Source organism: Variovorax soli (genome assembly GCF_031454625.1).
GTDB lineage: Bacteria > Pseudomonadota > Gammaproteobacteria > Burkholderiales > Burkholderiaceae_C > Variovorax > Variovorax soli_A.
The window spans coordinates 302,098-321,440 of record NZ_JAVDRF010000006.1; the positions used below are offsets into that span (position 1 = coordinate 302,098).

The following is a 19,343-nucleotide window of genomic DNA, read 5'->3' on the forward strand; positions in this document are numbered from 1 at the left end:
CTTGCACTCAGGGCTTCATCTCGCGGCGGTACCACTCGTGGAACTGCTGCATCCCGTCTTCCATCGGGCTCTGATAGGGGCCGCTCTCGTCGACACCGCGCAGCATCAGCGCGCGGCGGCCGGCGTCCATGCGCTCGGCGATTTCGTCGTCTTCCACGCAGGTCTCCATGTAGGCGGCCTGCTGCGCCTCGACGAACTCCCGCTCGAAGGCGACGATCTCCTCAGGGTAGAAGAACTCGACCATGTTGAGCGTCTTCTGCGGTCCCATGGGGTGCAGCGTCGACACGGTAAGCACGTGCGGGTACCACTCGATCATCACGTGCGGGTAGTAGGTGAGCCAGATCGCGCCGTACTTGGGCGGCTTGCCCTCGCGGTACTTCAGCAGCTGCTCCTGCCACTTCTGGTAGACCGGGCTGCCGGCACGGCCCAGGCGGTTGGCCACGCCCACCGTCTGCACCGAGTGGTGATGGCCGAACTCCCAGCGCAGGTCCTCGCAGGTGACGAAGCTTCCGAGGCCGGGATGGAAGGGCCCGACGTGGTAATCCTCGAGGTAGACCTCGATGAAGGTCTTCCAGTTGTAGTTGCACTCGTGCAGCTCGACGCGGTCCAGCGAATAGCCCTCGAAGTCGAGGTCCGCGCGCGGGCCGAGCCGGGCCAGGTCGGCCGCGACGTCGCGGCCGGCACCTTGCGGGCTCTGCTCGAACAGCAGGCCGTTCCATTCGGTCAACGGGTAGTTGTGCAGGTCCAGGCATGGGTCCTGCGCGAAATGCGGCGCGCCGATCAGCTTGCCGGTGGTGCGCGCGTCGGCCGCCGCGTAGGTCCAGCGGTGCAGGGGGCAGACGATGTTGCCGCCGCCGGCCTGCGGATCGAGCGCGCCGCGGCCTTGCAGGATCAGCGCCTGGCGATGGCGGCACACGTTGGAAATCAGCTCCACGCCCTTGGGCGTATGCACCAGCGCACGGCCCTGCTGCTCCTGCGGCAGGGCGTGGTAGTTGCCCGGCTCGGGCACCGCGAGGCGGTGGCCCACGTAGCGTGGACCGCCGGCAAAAAGGGTTTGCAGTTCGCGGGCGTAGAGCGCCTCGTCGAAGTACGCGGAAACCGGGAGTTGGCTGGAAGCCTGCTGCAGTTGAAGACTTAAATCAGACATGGGTGACCTGACCAAGCTCCCCACAGGGAGGAAGAACGAAAAGAGGTGCCGCTGGAGACTGGACACCCCGAAGAAAATCGCCGGCAGGCGCCGGCGCGAGAGAGGGCGATTGTACCCCGGGAAAAATAGGCGTGCCGCTGCTTTACCCTTCGTGCGGCGCCGCGGCGGGGCGGGCCGGCACCGCCCCGGGGCGGCCCGCAGTGCCCCCGCCCTAAAATGGCCTGTTTCATCCCCATCGCCGAATGCCCAAGGTGCCTCCTCCCTCCCCAGATTCCTCGCCCGCCGCCCCCGACAGCGGTGCGCTGCCCGCGAGCTACGAAGCCGGGCTCCAGGAACTCGAACAACTGGTGGCCGAGCTCGAATCGGGGCAACTGCCGCTCGACCAGCTGCTCGGCAGCTATCAGCGGGGCGCGGCGCTGCTGGCCTTCTGCCGCGAGAAGCTGCAGGCCGTCGAAGATCAGATCAAGGTGCTCGACGCGAACGGCCTGAAGGCGTGGGCCGGGGAATGAGCGCCTCGTCCATGACGGCCCCGGACGCCTTGCGCTGGGACGCGCAGCGCCTCGGGGCCTGGAGCGAACCGTTGCTCGCGCGCGTCGAGGCCGCCTTGTCGCAATGGGTCGGCGTCGATGCGCCGGTGCTGCTCGGCGACGCGATGCGCTATGCGGTGCTCGACGGCGGCAAGCGGCTGCGGCCCCTGCTGGTCTTCGCCGCCTGCGAGTCGGTGGACGGCCAGGCCGAGGCCGCGCTGCGCGCCGCCTGCGCGGTCGAGCTGATCCATGCCTATTCGCTGGTGCACGACGACCTGCCGTGCATGGACAACGATGTGCTGCGCCGCGGCAAGCCCACGGTGCATGTGAAGTTCGGCGAGGCCGATGCGCTGCTGGCCGGCGATGCCCTGCAGGCGCTGGCCTTCGAGCTGCTCACGCCCGAGCGCGAAGGCATCGCGCCCGCGGTGCAGGCCCACCTGTGCCGCCTGCTGGCGCGCGCGGCCGGCAGCCAGGGCATGGCCGGCGGCCAGGCGATCGACCTGGCCAGCGTCGGCGTCGCGCTCGACGAGGCCCGGCTGCGCGAGATGCATCGCCTCAAGACCGGCGCCCTGCTGCAGGGCAGCGTCGAGATGGGCGCGGCCTGCGGTTCGATCGATGCCCAGGCGCTCGATGCGCTGCGCGCCTACGGCTCGGCCGTCGGCCTGGCCTTCCAGGTCGTGGACGACATCCTCGACGTCACGGCCGATTCGCAGACCCTCGGCAAAACCGCGGGCAAGGACGCGGCGAGCGACAAGCCCACTTACGTCTCCCTGCTCGGGCTCGACGGCGCGCGCGCGCAGGCCCGTGCGCTGCTGGCGCAGGCGCTGGAAGCGCTCGACCGCAGCGAACTGGCCGACACCGGCGCCTTGCGCGCGCTGGCCTACATGGTCGTGGACCGCGACCGCTAGAACTACAACCCCATGGCCCCGCTGCTCCCCACCATCCACGATCCCTCCGCCCTGCGCCACTTCGACCGCGCCCAGCTCAAGCAGCTGGCCGACGAGGTGCGCAGCTGCGTGCTCGACAACGTCTCGCGCACCGGCGGGCACCTGAGCTCCAACCTCGGCACCGTCGAGCTCACCGTGGCGCTGCACCACGTCTTCAACACGCCGCACGATCGGCTGGTGTGGGATGTGGGGCACCAGACCTATCCGCACAAGATCCTCACCGGCCGGCGCGAGCGCATGCCGAGCCTGCGCCAGATCGGCGGCATCTCCGGCTTCCCGCAGCGCACCGAGAGCGAGTACGACACCTTCGGCACCGCGCATTCCTCCACCAGCATCTCGGCTGCGCTCGGCATGGCGCTGGCGGCCAAGCAGAAGGGGGAAGACCGCCACGCGGTCGCGATCATCGGCGACGGCGCGATGACGGCGGGCATGGCCTTCGAGGCGCTCAACAACGCGGGCGTGTACGACTGCAAGCTGCTGGTCATCCTCAACGACAACGACATGTCGATCAGCCCGCCGGTCGGCGCGCTCAACCGCTATCTCGCGCAGCTGATGAGCGGCAACTTCTACGCCGCGGCCAAGAACGTGGGCAAGAGCGTGCTGCGCGCCGCGCCGCCGCTGTTCGAGCTGGCCAAGCGCCTGGAGCAGCACGCCAAGGGCATGGTGGTGCCGGCGACGCTGTTCGAGCAGTTCGGCTTCAACTACGTCGGCCCGATCGACGGCCACGACCTCGACTCGCTGGTGCCCACGCTGGAAAACCTGAAGCACCTGCACGGCCCGCAGTTCCTGCATGTGGTCACGAAGAAGGGGCAAGGCTACAAGCTGGCCGAGGCCGATCCGGTGGCCTACCACGGCCCCAGCAAGTTCGATCCGGCCATCGGCCTTGTCAAGCCCGCGACTGCGCCCAAGCTGACCTTCACGCAGGTCTTCGGCCATTGGCTGTGCGACATGGCGGCGCAGGACAGCCGGCTGGTCGGCATCACGCCGGCGATGCGCGAGGGCTCGGGGCTGGTGGAATTCGAGCAGCGCTTTCCCGAGCGCTACTACGACGTCGGCATCGCCGAGCAGCACGCCGTCACCTTCGCCGCGGGCCTGGCCTGCGAAGGCCTGAAGCCGGTGGTCGCCATCTACTCGACCTTCCTGCAGCGCGCCTACGACCAGATGATCCACGACGTGGCGATCCAGAACCTGCCCGTGGTCTTCGCGCTGGACCGCGCCGGCCTGGTGGGCGCCGATGGCGCCACCCATGCAGGGGCCTACGACATTGCCTTCATCCGCTGCGTTCCCAACATGAGCCTGGCCTGCCCGGCCGACGAGGCCGAGTGCCGGCAGCTGCTCTCCAGCGCATTCGCGCAGGACCATCCGGTGGCGGTGCGCTATCCGCGCGGCGCGGGCGCGGGCGTCGCGACGCTGCCGGGTCTGGATGCGCTGCCTTTCGGCAAGGGCGAGCTGCGCCGCACCGGACGGCGCATCGCGATCGTGGTCTTCGGCACCTTGCTTTATCCGGCGCTCAAGGCCGCCGAGGCGCTCGATGCCACGGTGCTCAACATGCGCTGGGTCAAGCCGCTCGATCTCGATCTGCTGCTGAAGACCGTGGCCACGCACGAGTGCGTCGTGACCCTCGAGGAAGGCGCCGTGATGGGGGGCGCGGGCAGTGCGGTCGTCGAGGCGCTGCAGGCTGCCGACGTACAGCTCCCCGTGCTGCAGCTCGGCCTGCCCGACCGCTTCATCGAGCATGGCGATCCCGCCAAGCTGCTGGCGAGCATCGGGCTCGATGCGGCCGGGATCGAGCAATCGATACGCGAGCGCTTCGATGCGAGCGAGCCCGCAGGGAAAACCCGGCCCGGTGCCCTGTAAGCACTTTTTACAATCTCGCTGCCTCGACAGCGATGTCGGCAACGCGGCCACGAGCCGCGTTCTTGTTTTTTCCAAGCACTCGGAGTCAACCTCAATGGATCGTCGTTCCCTCATCAAAAACGCAGGCATTGCCGGCGTCCTCGCTGCCGGCATCGCGCCCGCAGTCCATGCCCAGGCCGCTGTCCGCTGGCGCATGGCTTCGAGCTTTCCCAAGTCGCTGGACACAATCTATGGCGGCGGCGAAGTGTTCGCGAATGCCGTCAAGGCCATGTCGGGTGGCAAGTTCGAGATTTCGGTGCATGCCGGCGGTGAGCTGATGCCCCCCTTCGGCGTGGTGGACGGGGTGCAGAACGGCTCCGTCGAAATGGCTCACACCGTGCCCTACTACTTCTACGGCAAGAACCCCGCCTTCGCGCTGGGCTCGGCCGTCCCCTTCGGCCTCAATGCGCGTCAGATGAGCGCCTGGATGAAGCATGGGAACGGCCGCAAGCTCATGAACGAGTTCTACGCCAAGTACAACATCATCAGCTTCGCCGGCGGCAACACCGGCTGCCAGATGGGCGGCTGGTATCGCAAGGAGATCAAGTCGCCTGCCGACTTCAAGGGCCTGAAGATGCGCCTCGGCGGCGGCCTGATCGGCGACGTCATGATCAAGATGGGCGCGGTGCCCCAGAGCATCCCGGGCGGCGAGATCTACCAGTCCCTCGAGAAGGGCACCCTCGATGCCGCCGAATGGGTCGGCCCTTACGACGACCAGAAGCTGGGCTTCAACAAGGTGGCGCCCTTCTACTACTACCCCGGCTGGTGGGAAGGCGGTCCGGAAGTCGACTTCTTCATCAACCAGAAGGCCTACGACGCGCTGTCTGCCGAGAACAAGGCCATCGTCGACGCGGCTTCGGCGCTCGCGCACATGGACATGCTGGCCAAGTACGACGCGGTGAACCCCACCGCGCTCAAGCAGCTCGTGGGCGCCAAGACCAAGGTGCTGCCCTTCTCGCAGCAGGTGCTCGAAGCCTCGTTCAAGGCGTCGATGGAGGTGTTCGCGGAAAACGACGCGAAGAGCCCGGAGTGGAAGAAGATCTACGCCGACATGCGCACCTTCCAGCGCGACCAGGTGCTGTGGTTCCGCTTTGCCGAGAACCGGTTCGACAACTTCATGGCGTCGCAGAAGCTGTAAGCGGACCGCCCGTCCGGCACCCCCAAAAAAAACCCCGCACTGCGGGGTTTTTTCATGGGCGCTGTTTCGCAGCGCCGTCCTTTCGGCGCGCTAGTTCTTCGGCTTGTCCCGGCCGAGCGACTCCTGCAGCGCCTTCAAGGGATCTTCCTCCGGACTCGGCGTTGCGGGCGCCGGCTCCGTTCCTTCCGCGCCCGGCGCCGGCGCTTCAGGCGGCGGCATCTCGGCCTGCATCTCCGCGCCGATCTTGTCGAGGTCGATCTTCTCGGCCTTGTCCAGGCCGCTGGAGACGATGCCCGGGAAAGCGATGATCAGGCCGACCATGACGATCTGGATCAGCACGAACGGCACGGCACCCCAATAGATCTGCATGGTGGTGACCGGCTGGATGCGCTTGCGCGTCAGCTTGTCGGTGTATTCGCTCGTCGGCGCCACGCTGCGCAGATAGAACAGCGCGAAACCGAAGGGCGGATGCATGAACGAGGTCTGCATGTTGACCGCCAGCAGCACGCCGAACCAGATCAGGTCGATGCCGAGCTTCTGCGCCACGGGTGCCAGCAGCGGCACGACGATGAACGACAGCTCGAAGAAGTCCAGGAAGAACGCCAGCAGGAAGATCAGCAGGTTGACCAGGATCAGGAAGCCAAGCTGGCCGCCCGGCGTGCCGCTCAGCAGGTGCTCGACCCAGCGCGGTCCGTCGACACCCTGGAAGACCAGGCTGAAGATGGTGGAGCCGATCAGGATGAACACCACGAAGCAGGACAGCTTGGTGGTGGTGTTGAGCGCCTGCTTGAGCAGCGCCAGGTCCAGCCGCTTGCGCGCCATCGCCATGGCGAAGGCGCCGAGCGCCCCCATGGCGCCGCCTTCGGTCGGCGTGGCGACCCCGAGGAAGATGGTGCCCAGCACCAGGAAGATCAGCAGCAGCGGCGGGATCAGCACGAAGGTCACGCGCTCGGCGATGCGCGACAGCAGCTTCAGGCCCGCGATGCGGTTGAGCACGGCAATGAGGAAGGCCAGCAGGACGCCGACGCACATGGACACGACGATCGTCTCGTCCGTCGCCACCGATTCGATCGTCTCGCCCTTCCACCAGCTTTGGACGTCGGCAATGTGCTGGGCGAACACCAGGGCGGCCGCCGTGGACAGGACCGTGACCACGAGCAGGGATGGCAGGCCGTTGCCGCCGTCCTTCTCGCGGAAGGTGCGGGCTTCCGGCGGCAGGGCCGGCACCCACGTCGGCTTGAAGATCGCCAACAGGATCACGTAGCCGGCATACATCGCCGTCAGCATGAATCCCGGCACGAAGGCGCCCTTGTACATGTCGCCCACGCTGCGGCCGAGCTGGTCGGCCATGATGATCAGCACGAGCGAGGGCGGGATGATCTGCGCCAGCGTGCCGGAGGCCGCGATCACGCCCGAGGCCAGGCGCCTGTCGTAGCCGTAGCGCAGCATGATCGGCAGCGAGATCAGCCCCATCGAGATGACCGAGGCGGCGACCACGCCGGTGGTGGCCGCGAGCAGCGCGCCGACGAAGATCACCGCCAGCGCGAGGCCGCCGCGCACCGGCCCGAACAGCTGGCCGATGGTGTCGAGCAGGTCCTCGGCCATGCCGCTGCGCTCCAGGATCAGCCCCATCAAAGTGAAGAAGGGGATGGCCAGCAGCGTGTCGTTCTGCATGATGCCGAACAGCCGCAGCGGCAGCGCCTGCATGAGCGCTTCGGGCAGCAGGCCGAGCTCGATGCCGAGCAGGCCGAAGAACAGGCCGCAGGCACCGAGGCTGAATGCGACCGGAAAGCCGAACAGCAGGAACACGATCAGGCCCGCGAACATGATCGGGGCGTAGTTCTGGGTGATGAAATCCATGGTGATGTACTTGCTCAGTCGGCCTTCTTGCCGGCATCGGCCTCGGCCTCGGCGAGGCGGCGAATCGATTCGGCGAGTTCTTCTTCGGCGCTCTTCTCGGCCCGCTTGGCGGTGGGGTCCTCGATGCGGCCCTGCAGGAATGCGATGCGCTTGATGAGCTCCGACCAGCCCTGCAGCATCAGCAGGGTGAAGCCCAGGGGAATCATGGCGTAGACCGGCCAGCGGACCAGGCCGCCGGCGTTGTTCGACATCTCGCCGGAACGCCAGCCTTGCAGGAAGAACGGAATGCCGTACCAGAGGATGGCCAGGCAGATGGGCGTGAGAAAGAAGGTGAAGCCGATGATGTCCACCCAGATCTGGCCGCGCTTGGAGAGCCGGCTGGAGAGCACGTCGATCTTCACGTGCTCCTGGTGCAGCAGCGTGTAGCCGGCAGCGACCAGGAAGGCCGCTGCGAACAGGTACCACTGCACCTCGAGGAAGGCGTTCGAACTCATGTTGAACAACTTCCGCACCACCGCGTTGACGCCGCTGACGACGGTGGACGCAAGGATGAGCCAGATGATGTATTTGCCGACCTGGGCATTGACCCAGTCGACTCCGCGCGAAAACCGGAGCAAGCCGTTCATGCTCTTTCCATGGAAGATTGGATTCTGGATATGCAAGAACCGGCGGTGCCTGCCTGTGGGCGGCGCGCCGGGTGCATCGAGGACGCGCGATTTTAGGGGGGCCGAGGCCGGACCGCCGCGGGGTCCGGGCGGTGTATTCCCTAGGCGGCGCAGAGGCGGCGTGGAGCCTGGCCATAATTGCCCATGCCTTCGAGTCCGCCGTCCGGCACGCCTTTCGGCGCAGCCGGCCTGCCCCATTCCATCGATTCGCCGGAGATGCGGCGTGCGGGGCGCGAGCTGCTGTCGCTGGCGCTGATCGATGCGCGCAACCACACGCTGCATCTGCTCTCGCTGTACGAGCAGGCGCTGGGCTCGTCGATGCTCCCCGTGCCGCGGCTGCAGGGCATCGACCCGCCGCTTTGGCTGGCCGGCCACATCGGGTGGTTTGCCGAGTGGTGGATCGCGCGCAACACGCAGCGCGCCTTCGGTGCCGACTGCCCGGTGCGCCCGACGCGCCTGGCAGCCATCGAGCCGGAGGCCGACGGCTGGTGGAATCCGGCGCAGGCCGAGCCGAAGCAGCGCTGGTCGCTGGAGCTCCCCGATCTCGCCTCGACCAAGGCCTATCTGCTCGACACGCTGGAGAGCACGCTGGAACTGCTGGAGCACGCGGTCGAGACCGATGCCGGCCTCTACTTCTACAGGCTGGCGCTGTTCCACGAGGACCTGCGCGGCGAGCAGCTGGTGGTGATGGCGCAGACCCTGGGCCTGCCGCTGGGCATCGAGGCGCGGCCCGCGCCGGTGGAGCACGAGCCGCTGCTGCTGCCGGCCACCGCCTGGACCCTCGGCTTCGACGAGCCCGGCTTCGCCTTCGCGCAGGAGCGCGGCCAGTGCACGCTCGAGGTGCCGGAGTTCGAGATCGATGCCCAGCCCGTGACCTGGAGCCAGTACGTGGAGTTCGTCGACGACGGCGGCTATGACCGCGAGGCGCTGTGGCTGCCTGGCGGGCTCGCCTGGCTCGCCGCGCAGACGGAAGGGCGGCGCGGACCGCGCCATGTGGAGCAGATCGGCGCGGCGCGCCGCGGCAGCGGCGGCTCGGTGCTGCAGCAGCGCTTCGGCCGCCCCATGCGCGCGGCCGGCAACCAGAGCGCCGTGCATGTGAGCTGGTGGGAGGCCGATGCCTGGGCGCGCTGGGCCGGGCGCCGGCTCGCGACGGAAGTCGAATGGGAAATCGCCGCTCACCACGCCGCGCGGCGCGGCTTCCGCTGGGCCGATGTGCACGAGTGGACCGCCGGCACCCTGCAGCCCTGGCCGGACTTTCGTGCCGACCCCTGGAGCGCGGGCACCGAGTTCGATCCGCAGCCCGCCTTCGGCACGGCGCGCGTGCTGCGCGGCGCCTCGGTCGCTACGCGCGCGCGCCTGCGTTCCCCCCGGCGCCGCGGCTTCGCCTGGCCGGAGCGCGACGACGGGTTCTTCGGATTTCGGACCTGCGCGTTGTAAGGCCGTCGATTCCAGCGCCCGTGCCATCATGCGGGCTTGCACAACATCGACCGGAAAGGGCGCTGCCGGATGGCTCGCGTGCGTGACCCGGCTGGCTACGACGGCCAGCGAGAAATGATTCTTTCCAATGCCGCGCAGCTGTTCGCGCAGCGCGGCTATGCGGGCACCTCGATGAACGAGGTGGCTGCGGCTTGCGGCGTGTCCAAGGCCACCCTCTACCACTATGTGCGCGACAAGCACGACCTGGCCGTGCGCATCGCCGAGGAGCATGTGCAGCGCCTCGAAGCGGTGGTGGAGCAGGTGATGCGCGAGCATTCGACGCCCGAAGCCCGGCTCGCCGCGCTGATCCGCAGCTTCGTGGCCGAGTACGCGGTGGCGCAGAACGCCCAGCGCGTGCTGACCGAGGACGTGCGCTTCCTGCGCGAGGAGGACCAGGCCCGCATCGTCGGCGTCGAGCGGCGCGTGGTCGCCGCCTTCGCGCGCACCATCGCCGAGGTGCGCGGCGAGGCGGCGGGGAGCAAGCTCGGCAAGCCGATGGCCATGCTGCTCTTCGGCATGATCAACTGGATGTTCACCTGGATGAAGCCGAACCGCGAACTCGACCACGAGGCCATCGGCGAGATCGTCTCCGACCTGTTCTTCGGCGGCGTGCGGGCGGTGGAGCTGCCACCGGCATTGGCGCCGAAGGGCAAGCGCGCAGCGGTCGGCCCGCGCTAGATTTCAGGGTTAGCACCGAGGACCAAAGCTTGCGGGGGTAAGACTGGCAATCCTATAATCAACCGAACGGTCGGTCAATTATTCGAGACGCCTTCCTCGGACCCGTCGTCAACCCACCCCCAGCACACGATGAACGAAGCCCTGGTCCGCACCACGCAATCCGGCGCCGTGCGCACGCTCCAGCTCAACCGGCCGGAGTCGCTCAACAGTTTCACCTCGCAGCTGCATGCCGCGCTCATGGCCGAGCTCGACGCCGCAGCGGCCGACAGTGCCGTGCGCTGTGTCGTGCTGGGTGCCGCCGGTCGCGCCTTCTGCGCCGGGCAGGACCTGTCCGATCCCCTGGTCGCGCCGGACTTCACGCCCGGCGCGGCGCCCAAGGACCTCGGCCACGTGATCGAATCGCTGTACGCGCCCCTGGTGCTGCGCATCCGCTCGATGCCGGTGCCGGTGATCGCGGAGGTGCATGGCGTCGCGGCCGGCGCTGGCGCCAACCTGGCCCTGGCCTGCGACCTCGTGGTGGCCGGGCGCTCGGCCAGCTTCATCCAGGCCTTCACCAAGATCGGGCTGGTGCCCGACACCGGCGGCACCTGGCTGTTGCCGCGGCTGGTCGGCCAGGCGCGCGCGCTGGGGCTGGCGCTGCTCGGCGACAAACTGCTGGCGGCCGAGGCGGCGCAGATGGGCCTGATCTGGAAATGCGTGGAGGACGATGAGCTCAGCCTCACCGTCGAGGGCCTGGCGCAACGCCTGGCCGCGATGCCCCTGCGCGCGCTGGTGGCCACGCGAAAGGCGCTGGCCGAAGCGCAGTCGCTGGACCTGCCTGACGCGCTGGCGCGCGAAGCCGCGCTGCAGCGCGAGCTCGGCGCCGCCGCCGATTACCGCGAAGGCGTGGAGGCCTTCCGCGCCAAGCGCCTGCCGCAGTTCAACGACCGCTGAAAAGACCCGATCGATGCGCGACACCCAAGCCCAGCACACCGCCGAACGCGTGCGCGATGCCATGTTCGCCAAGGACCGCGCCGTGCGCGGCCTCGGCATGGAGATCGAGGCCATCGCGCCCGGCCGCGCCGACATCGCCATGACCGTGCGCGAGGACATGCTCAACGGCCACGACATCTGCCACGGCGGCTTCATCTCGGCCCTGGCCGACTCGGCTTTCGCCTATGCCTGCAATTCCTACAACGAGGTGACGGTCGCCTCGGGCTTCGGCATCGACTTCCTCGCGCCGGCGCGCCAGGGCGACCGGCTGGTCGCGCGCTGCGTCGAGGTCTCGAAGGCGGGCCGCACGGGCGTCTACGACACGGAGGTGCTGAACCAGCGCGGCGAGCGCATCGCGATGTTCCGGGGGCGTTCCTACACTCTCAAGGGCAAGCCGGTCGCACCGGCCTGAGCACAGCAGCCCTCGGATCCAAGGAGACCCCCCATGCCCGTGAAACGCCCCGAGCCCGGCGACCTCGAAGCCATCGAAACCGCCAGCCGCGACGAGATCGCCGCGCTGCAGCTGCAGCGCCTGAAGGCCACCCTGCAGCGCGCCTACGACAAGGTGCCGCATTACCGCCAGGCCTTCGACGCAGGCGGCGTGCATCCCGATGACCTCCGGCAATTGAGCGACATCGCGAAGTTTCCCTTCACCGTCAAGAAGGACCTGCGCGACAACTATCCCTTCGGCATGTTCGCGGTGCCGCGCGCGCAGGTGGCACGCATCCACGCCTCCTCGGGCACCACCGGCAAGCCCACCGTGGTGGGCTACACCCTGCAGGACATCGAGCACTGGGCGAATCTCGTGGCGCGCTCGATCCGCGCCGCCGGCGCGCGGGCCGGCGACATCGTGCACGTGGCCTACGGCTACGGCCTCTTCACCGGCGGCCTGGGCGCGCACTACGGCGCGGAGCGCGCCGGCTGCACCGTGATCCCGATGTCCGGCGGGCAGACGGAGAAGCAGGTGCAGCTGATCCGCGACTTCCGGCCCGACATCATCATGGTCACGCCCAGCTACATGCAGGTGATCATCGAGGAGTTCCAGCGCCAGGGGCTGGATGCGCGCGACAGCTCGCTCAAGGTCGGCATCTTCGGCGCCGAGCCCTGGACCGAGGCCATGCGCCGCGAGATCGAGCACAAGGGCGGCATGGATGCGGTCGACATCTACGGGCTGTCGGAGGTGATGGGCCCGGGCGTGGCCAGCGAATGCATCGAGAGCAAGGACGGCCCGGTGGTCTGGGAAGACCATTTCTATCCCGAGATCATCCACCCCGAGACCGGTGAGGTGCTGCCCGACGGCGAGGAGGGCGAACTGGTCTTCACCTCGCTGACCAAGGAGGCGCTGCCGATCATCCGCTATCGCACGCGCGATCTCACGCGCCTCCTGCCGCCGACCTCGCGCAGCTTCCGCCGCATGGGCAAGATCGTGGGGCGCAGCGACGACATGCTGATCATCCGCGGCGTCAATGTCTTCCCCACCCAGATCGAGGAGGTCGTGCTCGCGCACGAGAAGCTCTCCGGCCAGTACCTGATCAAGGTCAGCCGCGAGGGCCATCTGGACCACGTGGAAGTCCGCTGTGAACTGCAGCAGGGCGCCGCCGGCCTTCCCGATGCCGAATGCGACCAGATCGCCCAGTGGGTGCAGCAGCGCGTCAAGACCCTGGTCGGCATCTCGACCACGGTGGTGGTGCAGCCCCCCGCCACGCTCGAGCGCACGCTGACGGGCAAGGCCCGGCGCGTCCTCGACGAGCGCCCCAAAACCTGAAAGGACACGCCATGTACACCCAGGCCATGGACACCATGGGCAAGGACAAGGACGGCTCCAAGGCCGTGCGCTCGGCCGAGGAGATGCGGCTGGAAGAGCGCTTCGACCAGCGCATCGACGCCGGCGGCTTCATCGAGGCCAAGGACTGGATGCCGGAGCACTACCGCAAGACGCTGGTGCGCCAGATCAGCCAGCATGCGCATTCCGAGATCGTCGGCATGCTGCCCGAGGGCAACTGGATCGGCCGCGCGCCCACGCTGAAGCGCAAGGCCATCCTGCTGGCCAAGGTGCAGGACGAAGGCGGCCACGGCCTCTACCTGTACGCCGCTGCCGAGACCCTCGGCACCAGCCGTGACCAGATGCTGGACGCGCTGCACAGCGGCAAGGCCAAGTACAGCTCCATCTTCAATTACCCGACGCTGACCTGGGCGGACATGGGCACCATCGGCTGGCTGGTGGACGGCGCGGCGATCATGAACCAGGTGCCGATCTGCCGCTGCTCCTACGCGCCCTATGCGCGCGCCATGATCCGCATCTGCCGCGAGGAGAGCTTCCACCAGCGCCAGGGCTACGAGGCGCTGCTCACCATGATGCAGCACGGCACCGACGCGCAGAAGGCCATGGTGCAGGACGCGGTGAACCGCTGGTGGTGGCCCTCGGTCATGATGTTCGGCCCGCCCGACGACCAGTCGCCCAACAGTGCGCAGTCCATGCGCTGGGGCATCAAGCGCTTCACCAACGACGAGCTGCGGCAGAAGTTCATCGATGCCGCGGTCGAGCAGGCCAAGGTGCTGGGCGTGACCCTGCCCGATCCCGATCTCAAGTGGAACGAGGAGCGCCAGGCGCATGACCATGGCGCCATCGACTGGGCCGAGTTCTGGCGCGTGATCGGCGGCGACGGGCCCTGCAACCGCGAGCGCCTGGGCGCGCGCGTCAAGGCCTGGGAAGAGGGCGCCTGGGTCCGGGAAGCAGCCCTTGCCCACGCGGCAAAGCAAGAACAAGCGCGGAGGTTGGCAGCATGAGCAGCGACAAACAAGGCGCATTGCCTTCCCCCGGCGAGGAGAGGGTCGGCGTGGGATCGAGCACGGCCCAGCCGCAGGCGACCCCGTCCGCAGGACGCGAGTGGCCGCTTTGGGAAGTGTTCGTGCGCAGCAAGGCCGGGCTGGACCACAAGCATTGCGGCAGCCTGCACGCGCCCGATCCGAAGATGGCGCTGCAGATGGCGCGCGACGTCTACACGCGGCGCCAGGAAGGCGTCAGCGTCTGGGTGGTGCGCTCCGACCAGATCGTCGCCAGCGACCCCGGCGACAAGGACATGTTCTTCGACCCGGCGGAAGACAAGGTCTACCGCCACCCGACCTTCTACGCATTGCCGAAGTCGGTCGACCACATGTGAGCAGATGCCCATGCAAGCCTCCATCGAACTCGACCGCAGCCCCGCCGTGCAGTACCTGCTGCGCATCGGCGATACCTGCCTGATCCTCGCCCAGCGCCTGGGAGAGTGGTGCGGCCACGGGCCCGTCCTGGAGGAAGACATCGCCATGACCAACATGGCGCTGGACCTGGTGGGGCAGGCGCGCGCGCTCCTGACCCGCGCCGGCCAGATCGAGGGCCGCGCGCACGACGAGGACCAGCTGGCCTTCCTGCGCGACGAGCGCGACTACCTGAATGCCACCCTCGTCGAGCTGCCACGCGGCGACTTCGCGTTCAGCGTGCTGCGCAACGCGATGGTCGCGACCTTGCTCAAGCTGCTGTGGGAAAAGCTCGAGTCCTCGACCGACGCCGAGGTGGCCGCCATTGCCGCCAAGGCCGTCAAGGAGGCGCGCTACCACCAGCAGCATGCGGCCGACTGGGTCGTGCGCCTCGGCGACGGCACGGACGAATCGCATTCGCGCATGGCGTCCGCGCTGGCCGAGCTGTGGCGCTACGTGCCCGAGCTCTTTGCTGCCGATGCCGTCGACGAAGCGGCGCGCGCCAGCGGCCTGGGCCCGGCCTGGTCCGAGCTGCGGGAGGCCTGGTTCGCCGAGATGGGCCCGGTCCTGCACGAAGCCACCCTTGCCATGCCGGCCGAGTCGGCCTTCATGAGCACCGGCAAGCACGGCGTTCACAGCGAGCACATGGGCTACATCCTGGCGGAGATGCAGCATCTGCAGCGCGTCTATCCGGGCGGGGCGTGGTGATGCGTGCGCAGCGCCCGGCCCTTGCCGACGAGACCCGCGTCTCGCGCGCCTGGGACGTGCTGGGCACGGTGCTCGACCCCGAAGTGCCGGCGCTGTCGGTCTGCGACCTGGGCATCGTGCGCGAAGTGCTGCCGCAGGCCGAGGGCCTCGAGATCGTGCTCACGCCGACCTACTCCGGCTGCCCGGCCACCGAGGTGATCGAGCGCAGCGTGTGCGATGCCATCGAGGCCGCAGGCCTGGGGCCCGCCCGCGTCACGCTGCGTCGCGCGCCGGCCTGGACCACCGACTGGATCAGCGACGAAGGCAAGCGCAAGCTGCGCGACTACGGCATCGCGCCGCCGGGCGCGGCCGCCTTGCCCGGCGGTGCGGTCCCGATTCGCCTGGTGCGGCGCCCGGCCGCCGCGCCGGTGGCCTGCCCGCGTTGCGGCAGCGATCACACCGAGCGGCTGTCCGCCTTCGGCTCCACCGCCTGCAAGTCGCTCTACCGTTGCCTGGATTGCCGCGAGCCCTTCGAGCACTTCAAACCCCTCTGAGCCATGAGCGTCATCTTCCACCCGCTGCGCGTGCGCAGCATCGAGCCCGATACCGCCGAGGCGGTGGTCGTATCCTTCGACGTGCCCGAGGACCTGCGCGGCGTCTTCGGCTTCACCCAGGGCCAGTACCTCACCCTGCGCAAGGAGATCGACGGCCAGGACCTGCGCCGTTCCTATTCCATCTGCGCCGGCGTGGACGACGGCGAGCTGCGCGTGGGCGTGCGCAAGGTGCAGCAGGGCCTGTTTTCCAACTGGATCAACAGCAGCCTCAAGCCCGGCGACACGCTGCAGGTGATGGCGCCGCAAGGCCGCTTCTTCGTGCCGCTCGAGCCCGAGGCGCGCCGCCACCACGTGGGCATCGCGGGCGGCAGCGGCATCACGCCCATCCTCTCGATCATGAAGACGGTGCTCGCGCGCGAGCCGCTGTCGAGCTTCACGCTCATCTACGGCAACCGGCAGCTCAAGTCCACGATGTTCAAGGAGGAGATCGAGGACCTCAAGAACCGCTACATGACCCGCCTGGTGCTGCAGCACGTGTTCTCCGACGAGCACACCGACGTGCCGATCAACATGGGCGTGATGAACCGCGAGAAGATCGCCGAGTTCCTGCAGGGCCTCGTGCCGCCCGGGAGCATCGACCATGTCTACATCTGCGGGCCCTTCCAGATGAACGACGAAGCCGAGGCGGCGCTGCTGGAAGCCGGCGTGCCCGAGGAGCGCATCCACATCGAGCGCTTCGGCCTGGCCCAGTCGCCCACCGGCACCGTGGGCGCGGTGGTGCACGAGCCGCAGCCGGGCGATGCCGAGACGGCGCGCATCACCATCGTGCGCGACGGGCTGGCGCGCGAGATCCCGTTCACCAAGGGGCAGCCCAGCATCCTCGACGCCGCATCCTCCGCCGGCCTCGAGGTGCCGTACTCCTGCACTTCGGGCGTGTGCGGCACCTGCCGTGCCAAACTCTTGGAAGGGGAAGTGCGGATGGAGCGCAACTTCGCGCTCGACAAGAATGAGGTCGCGGGCGGCTTTATCCTCACCTGCCAGGCACATCCCCTGACCGAGCGCGTTCGGCTGTCCTTCGACGAACGCTGAGCGCGCGCGATTTCTCAACCAACGGAGACCGTTCATGACTTCTTTCACCCGCCTCGGCGTGGCACTGCTGTGCGCCATGGCTTTCGCCGCGCACGCCGACATCAACGTCGGCGTGACGCTGTCGGCGACCGGGCCGGCCGCCTCCCTCGGCATCCCCGAAAAGAACACCATTGCCCTGATGCCCAAGACCATCGGCGGGCAGAAGGTCAACTACATCGTGCTGGACGACGCCTCCGACACCACCGCCGCGGTGTCGAACACGCGCAAGCTGATCAGCGAGAACAAGGTCGACATCGTGCTTGGCTCGACCGTGACGCCCAACTCGCTGGCCATGATCGACGTGGTGGCCGAGGAGAAGGTGCCGATGGTCTCGATGGCCGCTTCGTCGCGCATCGTCGAGCCCATGGACGCCAAGCGCAAGTGGGTCTTCAAGACGCCGCAGAACGACATCATGATGTCGCTCGCGATCGCCGAGCACATGGCGGCCAACGGCGTGAAGACGGTTGGCTTCATCGGTTTTTCCGATGCCTACGGTGAAGGCTGGTTCCAGGAATTCACCAAGGCCGCCGAGCTCAGGAAGCTCAAGATCGTGGCCAACGAGCGCTACGCGCGCAGCGACACCTCGGTCACGGGCCAGGCGCTCAAGCTGATCTCCGCCAAGCCCGATGCCGTGCTGATCGCCGGCTCCGGCACGCCGGCCGCGCTGCCGCAGAAGACGCTCAAGGAGCGCGGCTATGCCGGCAAGGTCTACCAGACGCACGGCGTCGCCAACGCCGACTTCCTGCGCGTCGGCGGCAAGGACGTCGAAGGCACGCTGCTGCCCGCCGGCCCGATGCTGGTGGCGGCGCAGCTGCCCGATTCGCATCCGCTCAAGAAGTCCGCGCTGGCCTACGTCAACGCCTACGAGGCGGCCTACGGCAAGGGCAGCGTGTCCACCTTCGGCGGCCATGCCTGGGATGCCGGCCTGATCATGAACGCCGCGGTTCCCGTTGCGCTCAAGAAGGCGCAGCCCGGCACGCCTGCCTTCCGCGCCGCGCTGCGCGATGCGATGGAAGAGGTCAAGAACCTCCCCGGCGCCCATGGCATCTTCACCATGTCGCCGACCGACCACCTCGGCCTGGACCAGCGCGCGCGCGTGATGGTGAAGATCGAGAACGGCGCCTGGAAATACCAGCCGCAAGACTGAGCCCCTCAACCTGAGCGTGCGTGCGACGGCGTTCGCGGGCCGGGGGCCTGCGCGCGCCGCGCCGGAGTAGCTGCATGGACATGCAAATCGCCCTGATCCTGGGGCAGGACGGTATCGTCAACGGGGCGATCTACGGGCTCATGGCGCTGGCCTTGGTGCTGGTGTTCTCCGTGACCCGCGTCATCTTCATCCCGCAAGGGGAATTCGTGGCCTTCAGCGCCTTGTCGGTGGTGGCGCTGCAGGCCGGCCGCGTGCCGGCCACGCTGTGGCTGCTGCTGGTGCTGGCCGCCGCGGCGCTCGTCGTGGAGCTGTGGCGCTGGAAGCGCGGCGCGGCCATCGACTGGGCCTCGACCCTGGCCTGGTGCGTGGTGCTGCCGCTGGTGGCCTGCGCGCTGGTGCTGCTGCTGCGGCCCGAGTCGCAGTTCACGCAGACGCTCGCCGCGCTGGCCGTCATCGTGCCGCTGGGCCCGCTGCTCTACCGGCTGGCCTACCGGCCGCTGGCCGATGCGACCGTGCTGACGCTGCTGATCGTCTCGGTGGCACTGCACGGCGTGCTGGTGGGGCTGGGGCTGCTGTTCTTCGGCGCCGAAGGATCGCGCACGCCGGCCTTCTCGGAGATGCGGCTGGACCTGGGCGGCGTCGCGATCACCGGACAGGCGCTGGTGGTGGTGGCGGTCACGGCCGCGCTGGTGGTGCTGATGTTCCTGTTCTTCGAGCGCTCCATCGTGGGCAAGGCGCTGCGCGCTACTGCGATCAACCGTGTGGGAGCGCGGCTGATGGGCATTCCCACCGGCCTCTCCGGCGACCTGAGCTTCGCCCTTGCGGCGGCGATCGGCGCGGTCTCGGGGCTGCTGATTGCGCCGATCACCACCATCTACTACGACACCGGCTTCCTGATCGGGCTGAAGGGCTTCGTGGCCGCGATCGTGGGCGGCCTGGCGAGCTATCCGCTGGCGCTGGTGGGGGCGCTCATCGTCGGCCAGCTGGAGGCCTTTTCGTCCTTCTGGGCCAGTGCCTTTAAGGAAGTCTTTGTCTTCACGCTGATCATTCCGGTGTTGTGGTGGCGCTCGTTGAGCAGCCGGCATGTGGAGGATGAGGAATGAGTGCGGTTTTGCTTCCTCTGCCTCTGGCTCTGGCTCTTGGAGAAGGTGAAGGAGAGGGTGTGGACTTCGTTCGCTTGCTTTGGCGGTGTGGCTGTTTGGAGGCTGGAGCCGGGATGTCGCCCCGGCGGGCGAGTCACTTTCTTTTGCTTCGCCAAAAGAAAGTAACCAAAGAAAAGGCGAC

19 protein-coding genes are annotated in these 19,343 nt (G+C 68.1%); 16 read left to right on the forward strand and 3 right to left on the reverse strand.

Going from position 1 to position 19,343, the window contains the following annotated elements:
- Window positions 1-7: 7 nt before the first annotated feature.
- Window positions 8-1,147, reverse strand: a complete 1,140-nt coding sequence (locus J2739_RS16650) for an aromatic ring-hydroxylating oxygenase subunit alpha (RefSeq protein WP_309903581.1) — start codon at window positions 1,145-1,147, stop codon at window positions 8-10.
- Between the two features lie 242 nt (window positions 1,148-1,389).
- On the opposite strand from J2739_RS16650, the gene xseB reads away from it, so the two are divergent.
- The 4 genes from xseB to J2739_RS16670 all read left to right on the forward strand — a co-directional run bounded on the left by xseB (window position 1,390) and on the right by J2739_RS16670 (window position 5,655).
- Window positions 1,390-1,656, forward strand: a complete 267-nt coding sequence (gene xseB, locus J2739_RS16655; protein WP_309903583.1) for an exodeoxyribonuclease VII small subunit — start codon at window positions 1,390-1,392, stop codon at window positions 1,654-1,656.
- Entirely contained in the window at window positions 1,653-2,582 is a 930-nt protein-coding gene (locus J2739_RS16660; protein WP_405053898.1) for a polyprenyl synthetase family protein, read from the forward strand. Before xseB ends, J2739_RS16660 begins: the two co-directional genes overlap by 4 nt.
- Window positions 2,583-2,594: 12 nt before the next feature.
- The gene (gene dxs / locus J2739_RS16665; protein ID WP_309903587.1) at window positions 2,595-4,478 is read left to right on the forward strand and encodes a 1-deoxy-D-xylulose-5-phosphate synthase; all 1,884 of its coding nucleotides are present in this window, start codon (window positions 2,595-2,597) and stop codon (window positions 4,476-4,478) included.
- A 94-nt stretch (window positions 4,479-4,572) separates the two neighbouring features.
- On the forward strand, window positions 4,573-5,655 hold the full coding sequence (locus J2739_RS16670) for a TRAP transporter substrate-binding protein (RefSeq protein ID WP_309903589.1): 1,083 nt from the start codon (window positions 4,573-4,575) through the stop codon (window positions 5,653-5,655).
- A gap of 90 nt (window positions 5,656-5,745) precedes the next feature.
- Here J2739_RS16670 and J2739_RS16675 read toward each other — a convergent pair whose 3' ends face one another.
- Both J2739_RS16675 and J2739_RS16680 read right to left on the reverse strand, forming a co-directional pair.
- On the reverse strand, window positions 5,746-7,515 hold the full coding sequence (locus J2739_RS16675; protein WP_309903591.1) for a TRAP transporter large permease: 1,770 nt from the start codon (window positions 7,513-7,515) through the stop codon (window positions 5,746-5,748).
- 14 nt (window positions 7,516-7,529) lie between these two features.
- The gene (locus J2739_RS16680) at window positions 7,530-8,141 is read right to left on the reverse strand and encodes a TRAP transporter small permease subunit (RefSeq protein WP_309903592.1); all 612 of its coding nucleotides are present in this window, start codon (window positions 8,139-8,141) and stop codon (window positions 7,530-7,532) included.
- 183 nt (window positions 8,142-8,324) lie between these two features.
- Here J2739_RS16680 and J2739_RS16685 point away from each other — a divergent pair, with 183 nt between their 5' ends.
- The 12 genes from J2739_RS16685 (at window position 8,325) to J2739_RS16740 (ending at window position 19,162) form a co-directional block, all read left to right on the forward strand.
- A complete protein-coding gene (locus J2739_RS16685) occupies window positions 8,325-9,617 on the forward strand; it encodes an SUMF1/EgtB/PvdO family nonheme iron enzyme (protein ID WP_309903594.1) in 1,293 nt (430 codons plus the stop codon).
- Between the two features lie 69 nt (window positions 9,618-9,686).
- Window positions 9,687-10,334 carry a TetR/AcrR family transcriptional regulator gene (locus J2739_RS16690; protein ID WP_309903596.1) on the forward strand — a complete coding sequence of 216 codons (648 nt, stop codon included), beginning with the start codon at window positions 9,687-9,689 and terminating at the stop codon, window positions 10,332-10,334.
- A gap of 129 nt (window positions 10,335-10,463) precedes the next feature.
- Complete coding sequence (locus tag J2739_RS16695; protein ID WP_309903598.1) at window positions 10,464-11,267, forward strand: enoyl-CoA hydratase-related protein; 804 nt, start codon at window positions 10,464-10,466, stop codon at window positions 11,265-11,267.
- Between the two features lie 13 nt (window positions 11,268-11,280).
- A complete protein-coding gene (paaI, locus tag J2739_RS16700) occupies window positions 11,281-11,718 on the forward strand; it encodes a hydroxyphenylacetyl-CoA thioesterase PaaI (RefSeq protein WP_309903599.1) in 438 nt (145 codons plus the stop codon).
- 33 nt (window positions 11,719-11,751) lie between these two features.
- Window positions 11,752-13,071: a phenylacetate--CoA ligase PaaK gene (gene paaK / locus J2739_RS16705; protein WP_309903601.1), complete on the forward strand. Its 1,320-nt coding sequence runs from the start codon at window positions 11,752-11,754 to the stop codon at window positions 13,069-13,071.
- 11 nt (window positions 13,072-13,082) lie between these two features.
- Window positions 13,083-14,093 (forward strand): 1,2-phenylacetyl-CoA epoxidase subunit PaaA, encoded by a 1,011-nt coding sequence (gene paaA / locus J2739_RS16710; protein WP_309903603.1) that lies wholly within the window; start codon window positions 13,083-13,085, stop codon window positions 14,091-14,093.
- A 50-nt stretch (window positions 14,094-14,143) separates the two neighbouring features.
- Window positions 14,144-14,467 carry a 1,2-phenylacetyl-CoA epoxidase subunit PaaB gene (paaB, locus tag J2739_RS16715; protein WP_309903625.1) on the forward strand — a complete coding sequence of 108 codons (324 nt, stop codon included), beginning with the start codon at window positions 14,144-14,146 and terminating at the stop codon, window positions 14,465-14,467.
- Between the two features lie 10 nt (window positions 14,468-14,477).
- Window positions 14,478-15,251, forward strand: a complete 774-nt coding sequence (gene paaC, locus J2739_RS16720) for a 1,2-phenylacetyl-CoA epoxidase subunit PaaC (protein WP_309903604.1) — start codon at window positions 14,478-14,480, stop codon at window positions 15,249-15,251.
- The gene (gene paaD, locus J2739_RS16725; RefSeq protein WP_309903606.1) at window positions 15,251-15,784 is read left to right on the forward strand and encodes a 1,2-phenylacetyl-CoA epoxidase subunit PaaD; all 534 of its coding nucleotides are present in this window, start codon (window positions 15,251-15,253) and stop codon (window positions 15,782-15,784) included. Before paaC ends, paaD begins: the two co-directional genes overlap by 1 nt.
- 3 nt (window positions 15,785-15,787) lie before the next feature.
- On the forward strand, window positions 15,788-16,873 hold the full coding sequence (paaE, locus tag J2739_RS16730) for a 1,2-phenylacetyl-CoA epoxidase subunit PaaE (RefSeq protein WP_309903608.1): 1,086 nt from the start codon (window positions 15,788-15,790) through the stop codon (window positions 16,871-16,873).
- Window positions 16,874-16,907: 34 nt separating this feature from the next.
- Window positions 16,908-18,059, forward strand: coding sequence for an ABC transporter substrate-binding protein (locus J2739_RS16735; RefSeq protein WP_309903610.1), 1,152 nt, complete (start codon window positions 16,908-16,910; stop codon window positions 18,057-18,059).
- Window positions 18,060-18,133: 74 nt separating this feature from the next.
- Window positions 18,134-19,162: a branched-chain amino acid ABC transporter permease gene (locus J2739_RS16740; RefSeq protein ID WP_309903612.1), complete on the forward strand. Its 1,029-nt coding sequence runs from the start codon at window positions 18,134-18,136 to the stop codon at window positions 19,160-19,162.
- The last annotated feature ends 181 nt before the right edge of the window (window positions 19,163-19,343 follow it).

What these genes read in the sequence shown, in the direction of transcription:
- J2739_RS16650 (WP_309903581.1), bottom strand. Translation starts at nt 1,147, where the DNA reads ATGTCTGATTTAAGTCTTCAACTGCAGCAGGCTTCCAGCCAACTCCCG.
- xseB (WP_309903583.1), top strand. Translation starts at nt 1,390, where the DNA reads ATGCCCAAGGTGCCTCCTCCCTCCCCAGATTCCTCGCCCGCCGCCCCC.
- J2739_RS16660 (WP_405053898.1), top strand. Translation starts at nt 1,653, where the DNA reads ATGAGCGCCTCGTCCATGACGGCCCCGGACGCCTTGCGCTGGGACGCG.
- dxs (WP_309903587.1), top strand. Translation starts at nt 2,595, where the DNA reads ATGGCCCCGCTGCTCCCCACCATCCACGATCCCTCCGCCCTGCGCCAC.
- J2739_RS16670 (WP_309903589.1), top strand. Translation starts at nt 4,573, where the DNA reads ATGGATCGTCGTTCCCTCATCAAAAACGCAGGCATTGCCGGCGTCCTC.
- J2739_RS16675 (WP_309903591.1), bottom strand. Translation starts at nt 7,515, where the DNA reads ATGGATTTCATCACCCAGAACTACGCCCCGATCATGTTCGCGGGCCTG.
- J2739_RS16680 (WP_309903592.1), bottom strand. Translation starts at nt 8,141, where the DNA reads ATGAACGGCTTGCTCCGGTTTTCGCGCGGAGTCGACTGGGTCAATGCC.
- J2739_RS16685 (WP_309903594.1), top strand. Translation starts at nt 8,325, where the DNA reads ATGCCTTCGAGTCCGCCGTCCGGCACGCCTTTCGGCGCAGCCGGCCTG.
- J2739_RS16690 (WP_309903596.1), top strand. Translation starts at nt 9,687, where the DNA reads ATGGCTCGCGTGCGTGACCCGGCTGGCTACGACGGCCAGCGAGAAATG.
- J2739_RS16695 (WP_309903598.1), top strand. Translation starts at nt 10,464, where the DNA reads ATGAACGAAGCCCTGGTCCGCACCACGCAATCCGGCGCCGTGCGCACG.
- paaI (WP_309903599.1), top strand. Translation starts at nt 11,281, where the DNA reads ATGCGCGACACCCAAGCCCAGCACACCGCCGAACGCGTGCGCGATGCC.
- paaK (WP_309903601.1), top strand. Translation starts at nt 11,752, where the DNA reads ATGCCCGTGAAACGCCCCGAGCCCGGCGACCTCGAAGCCATCGAAACC.
- paaA (WP_309903603.1), top strand. Translation starts at nt 13,083, where the DNA reads ATGTACACCCAGGCCATGGACACCATGGGCAAGGACAAGGACGGCTCC.
- paaC (WP_309903604.1), top strand. Translation starts at nt 14,478, where the DNA reads ATGCAAGCCTCCATCGAACTCGACCGCAGCCCCGCCGTGCAGTACCTG.
- paaD (WP_309903606.1), top strand. Translation starts at nt 15,251, where the DNA reads ATGCGTGCGCAGCGCCCGGCCCTTGCCGACGAGACCCGCGTCTCGCGC.
- paaE (WP_309903608.1), top strand. Translation starts at nt 15,788, where the DNA reads ATGAGCGTCATCTTCCACCCGCTGCGCGTGCGCAGCATCGAGCCCGAT.
- J2739_RS16735 (WP_309903610.1), top strand. Translation starts at nt 16,908, where the DNA reads ATGACTTCTTTCACCCGCCTCGGCGTGGCACTGCTGTGCGCCATGGCT.
- J2739_RS16740 (WP_309903612.1), top strand. Translation starts at nt 18,134, where the DNA reads ATGGACATGCAAATCGCCCTGATCCTGGGGCAGGACGGTATCGTCAAC.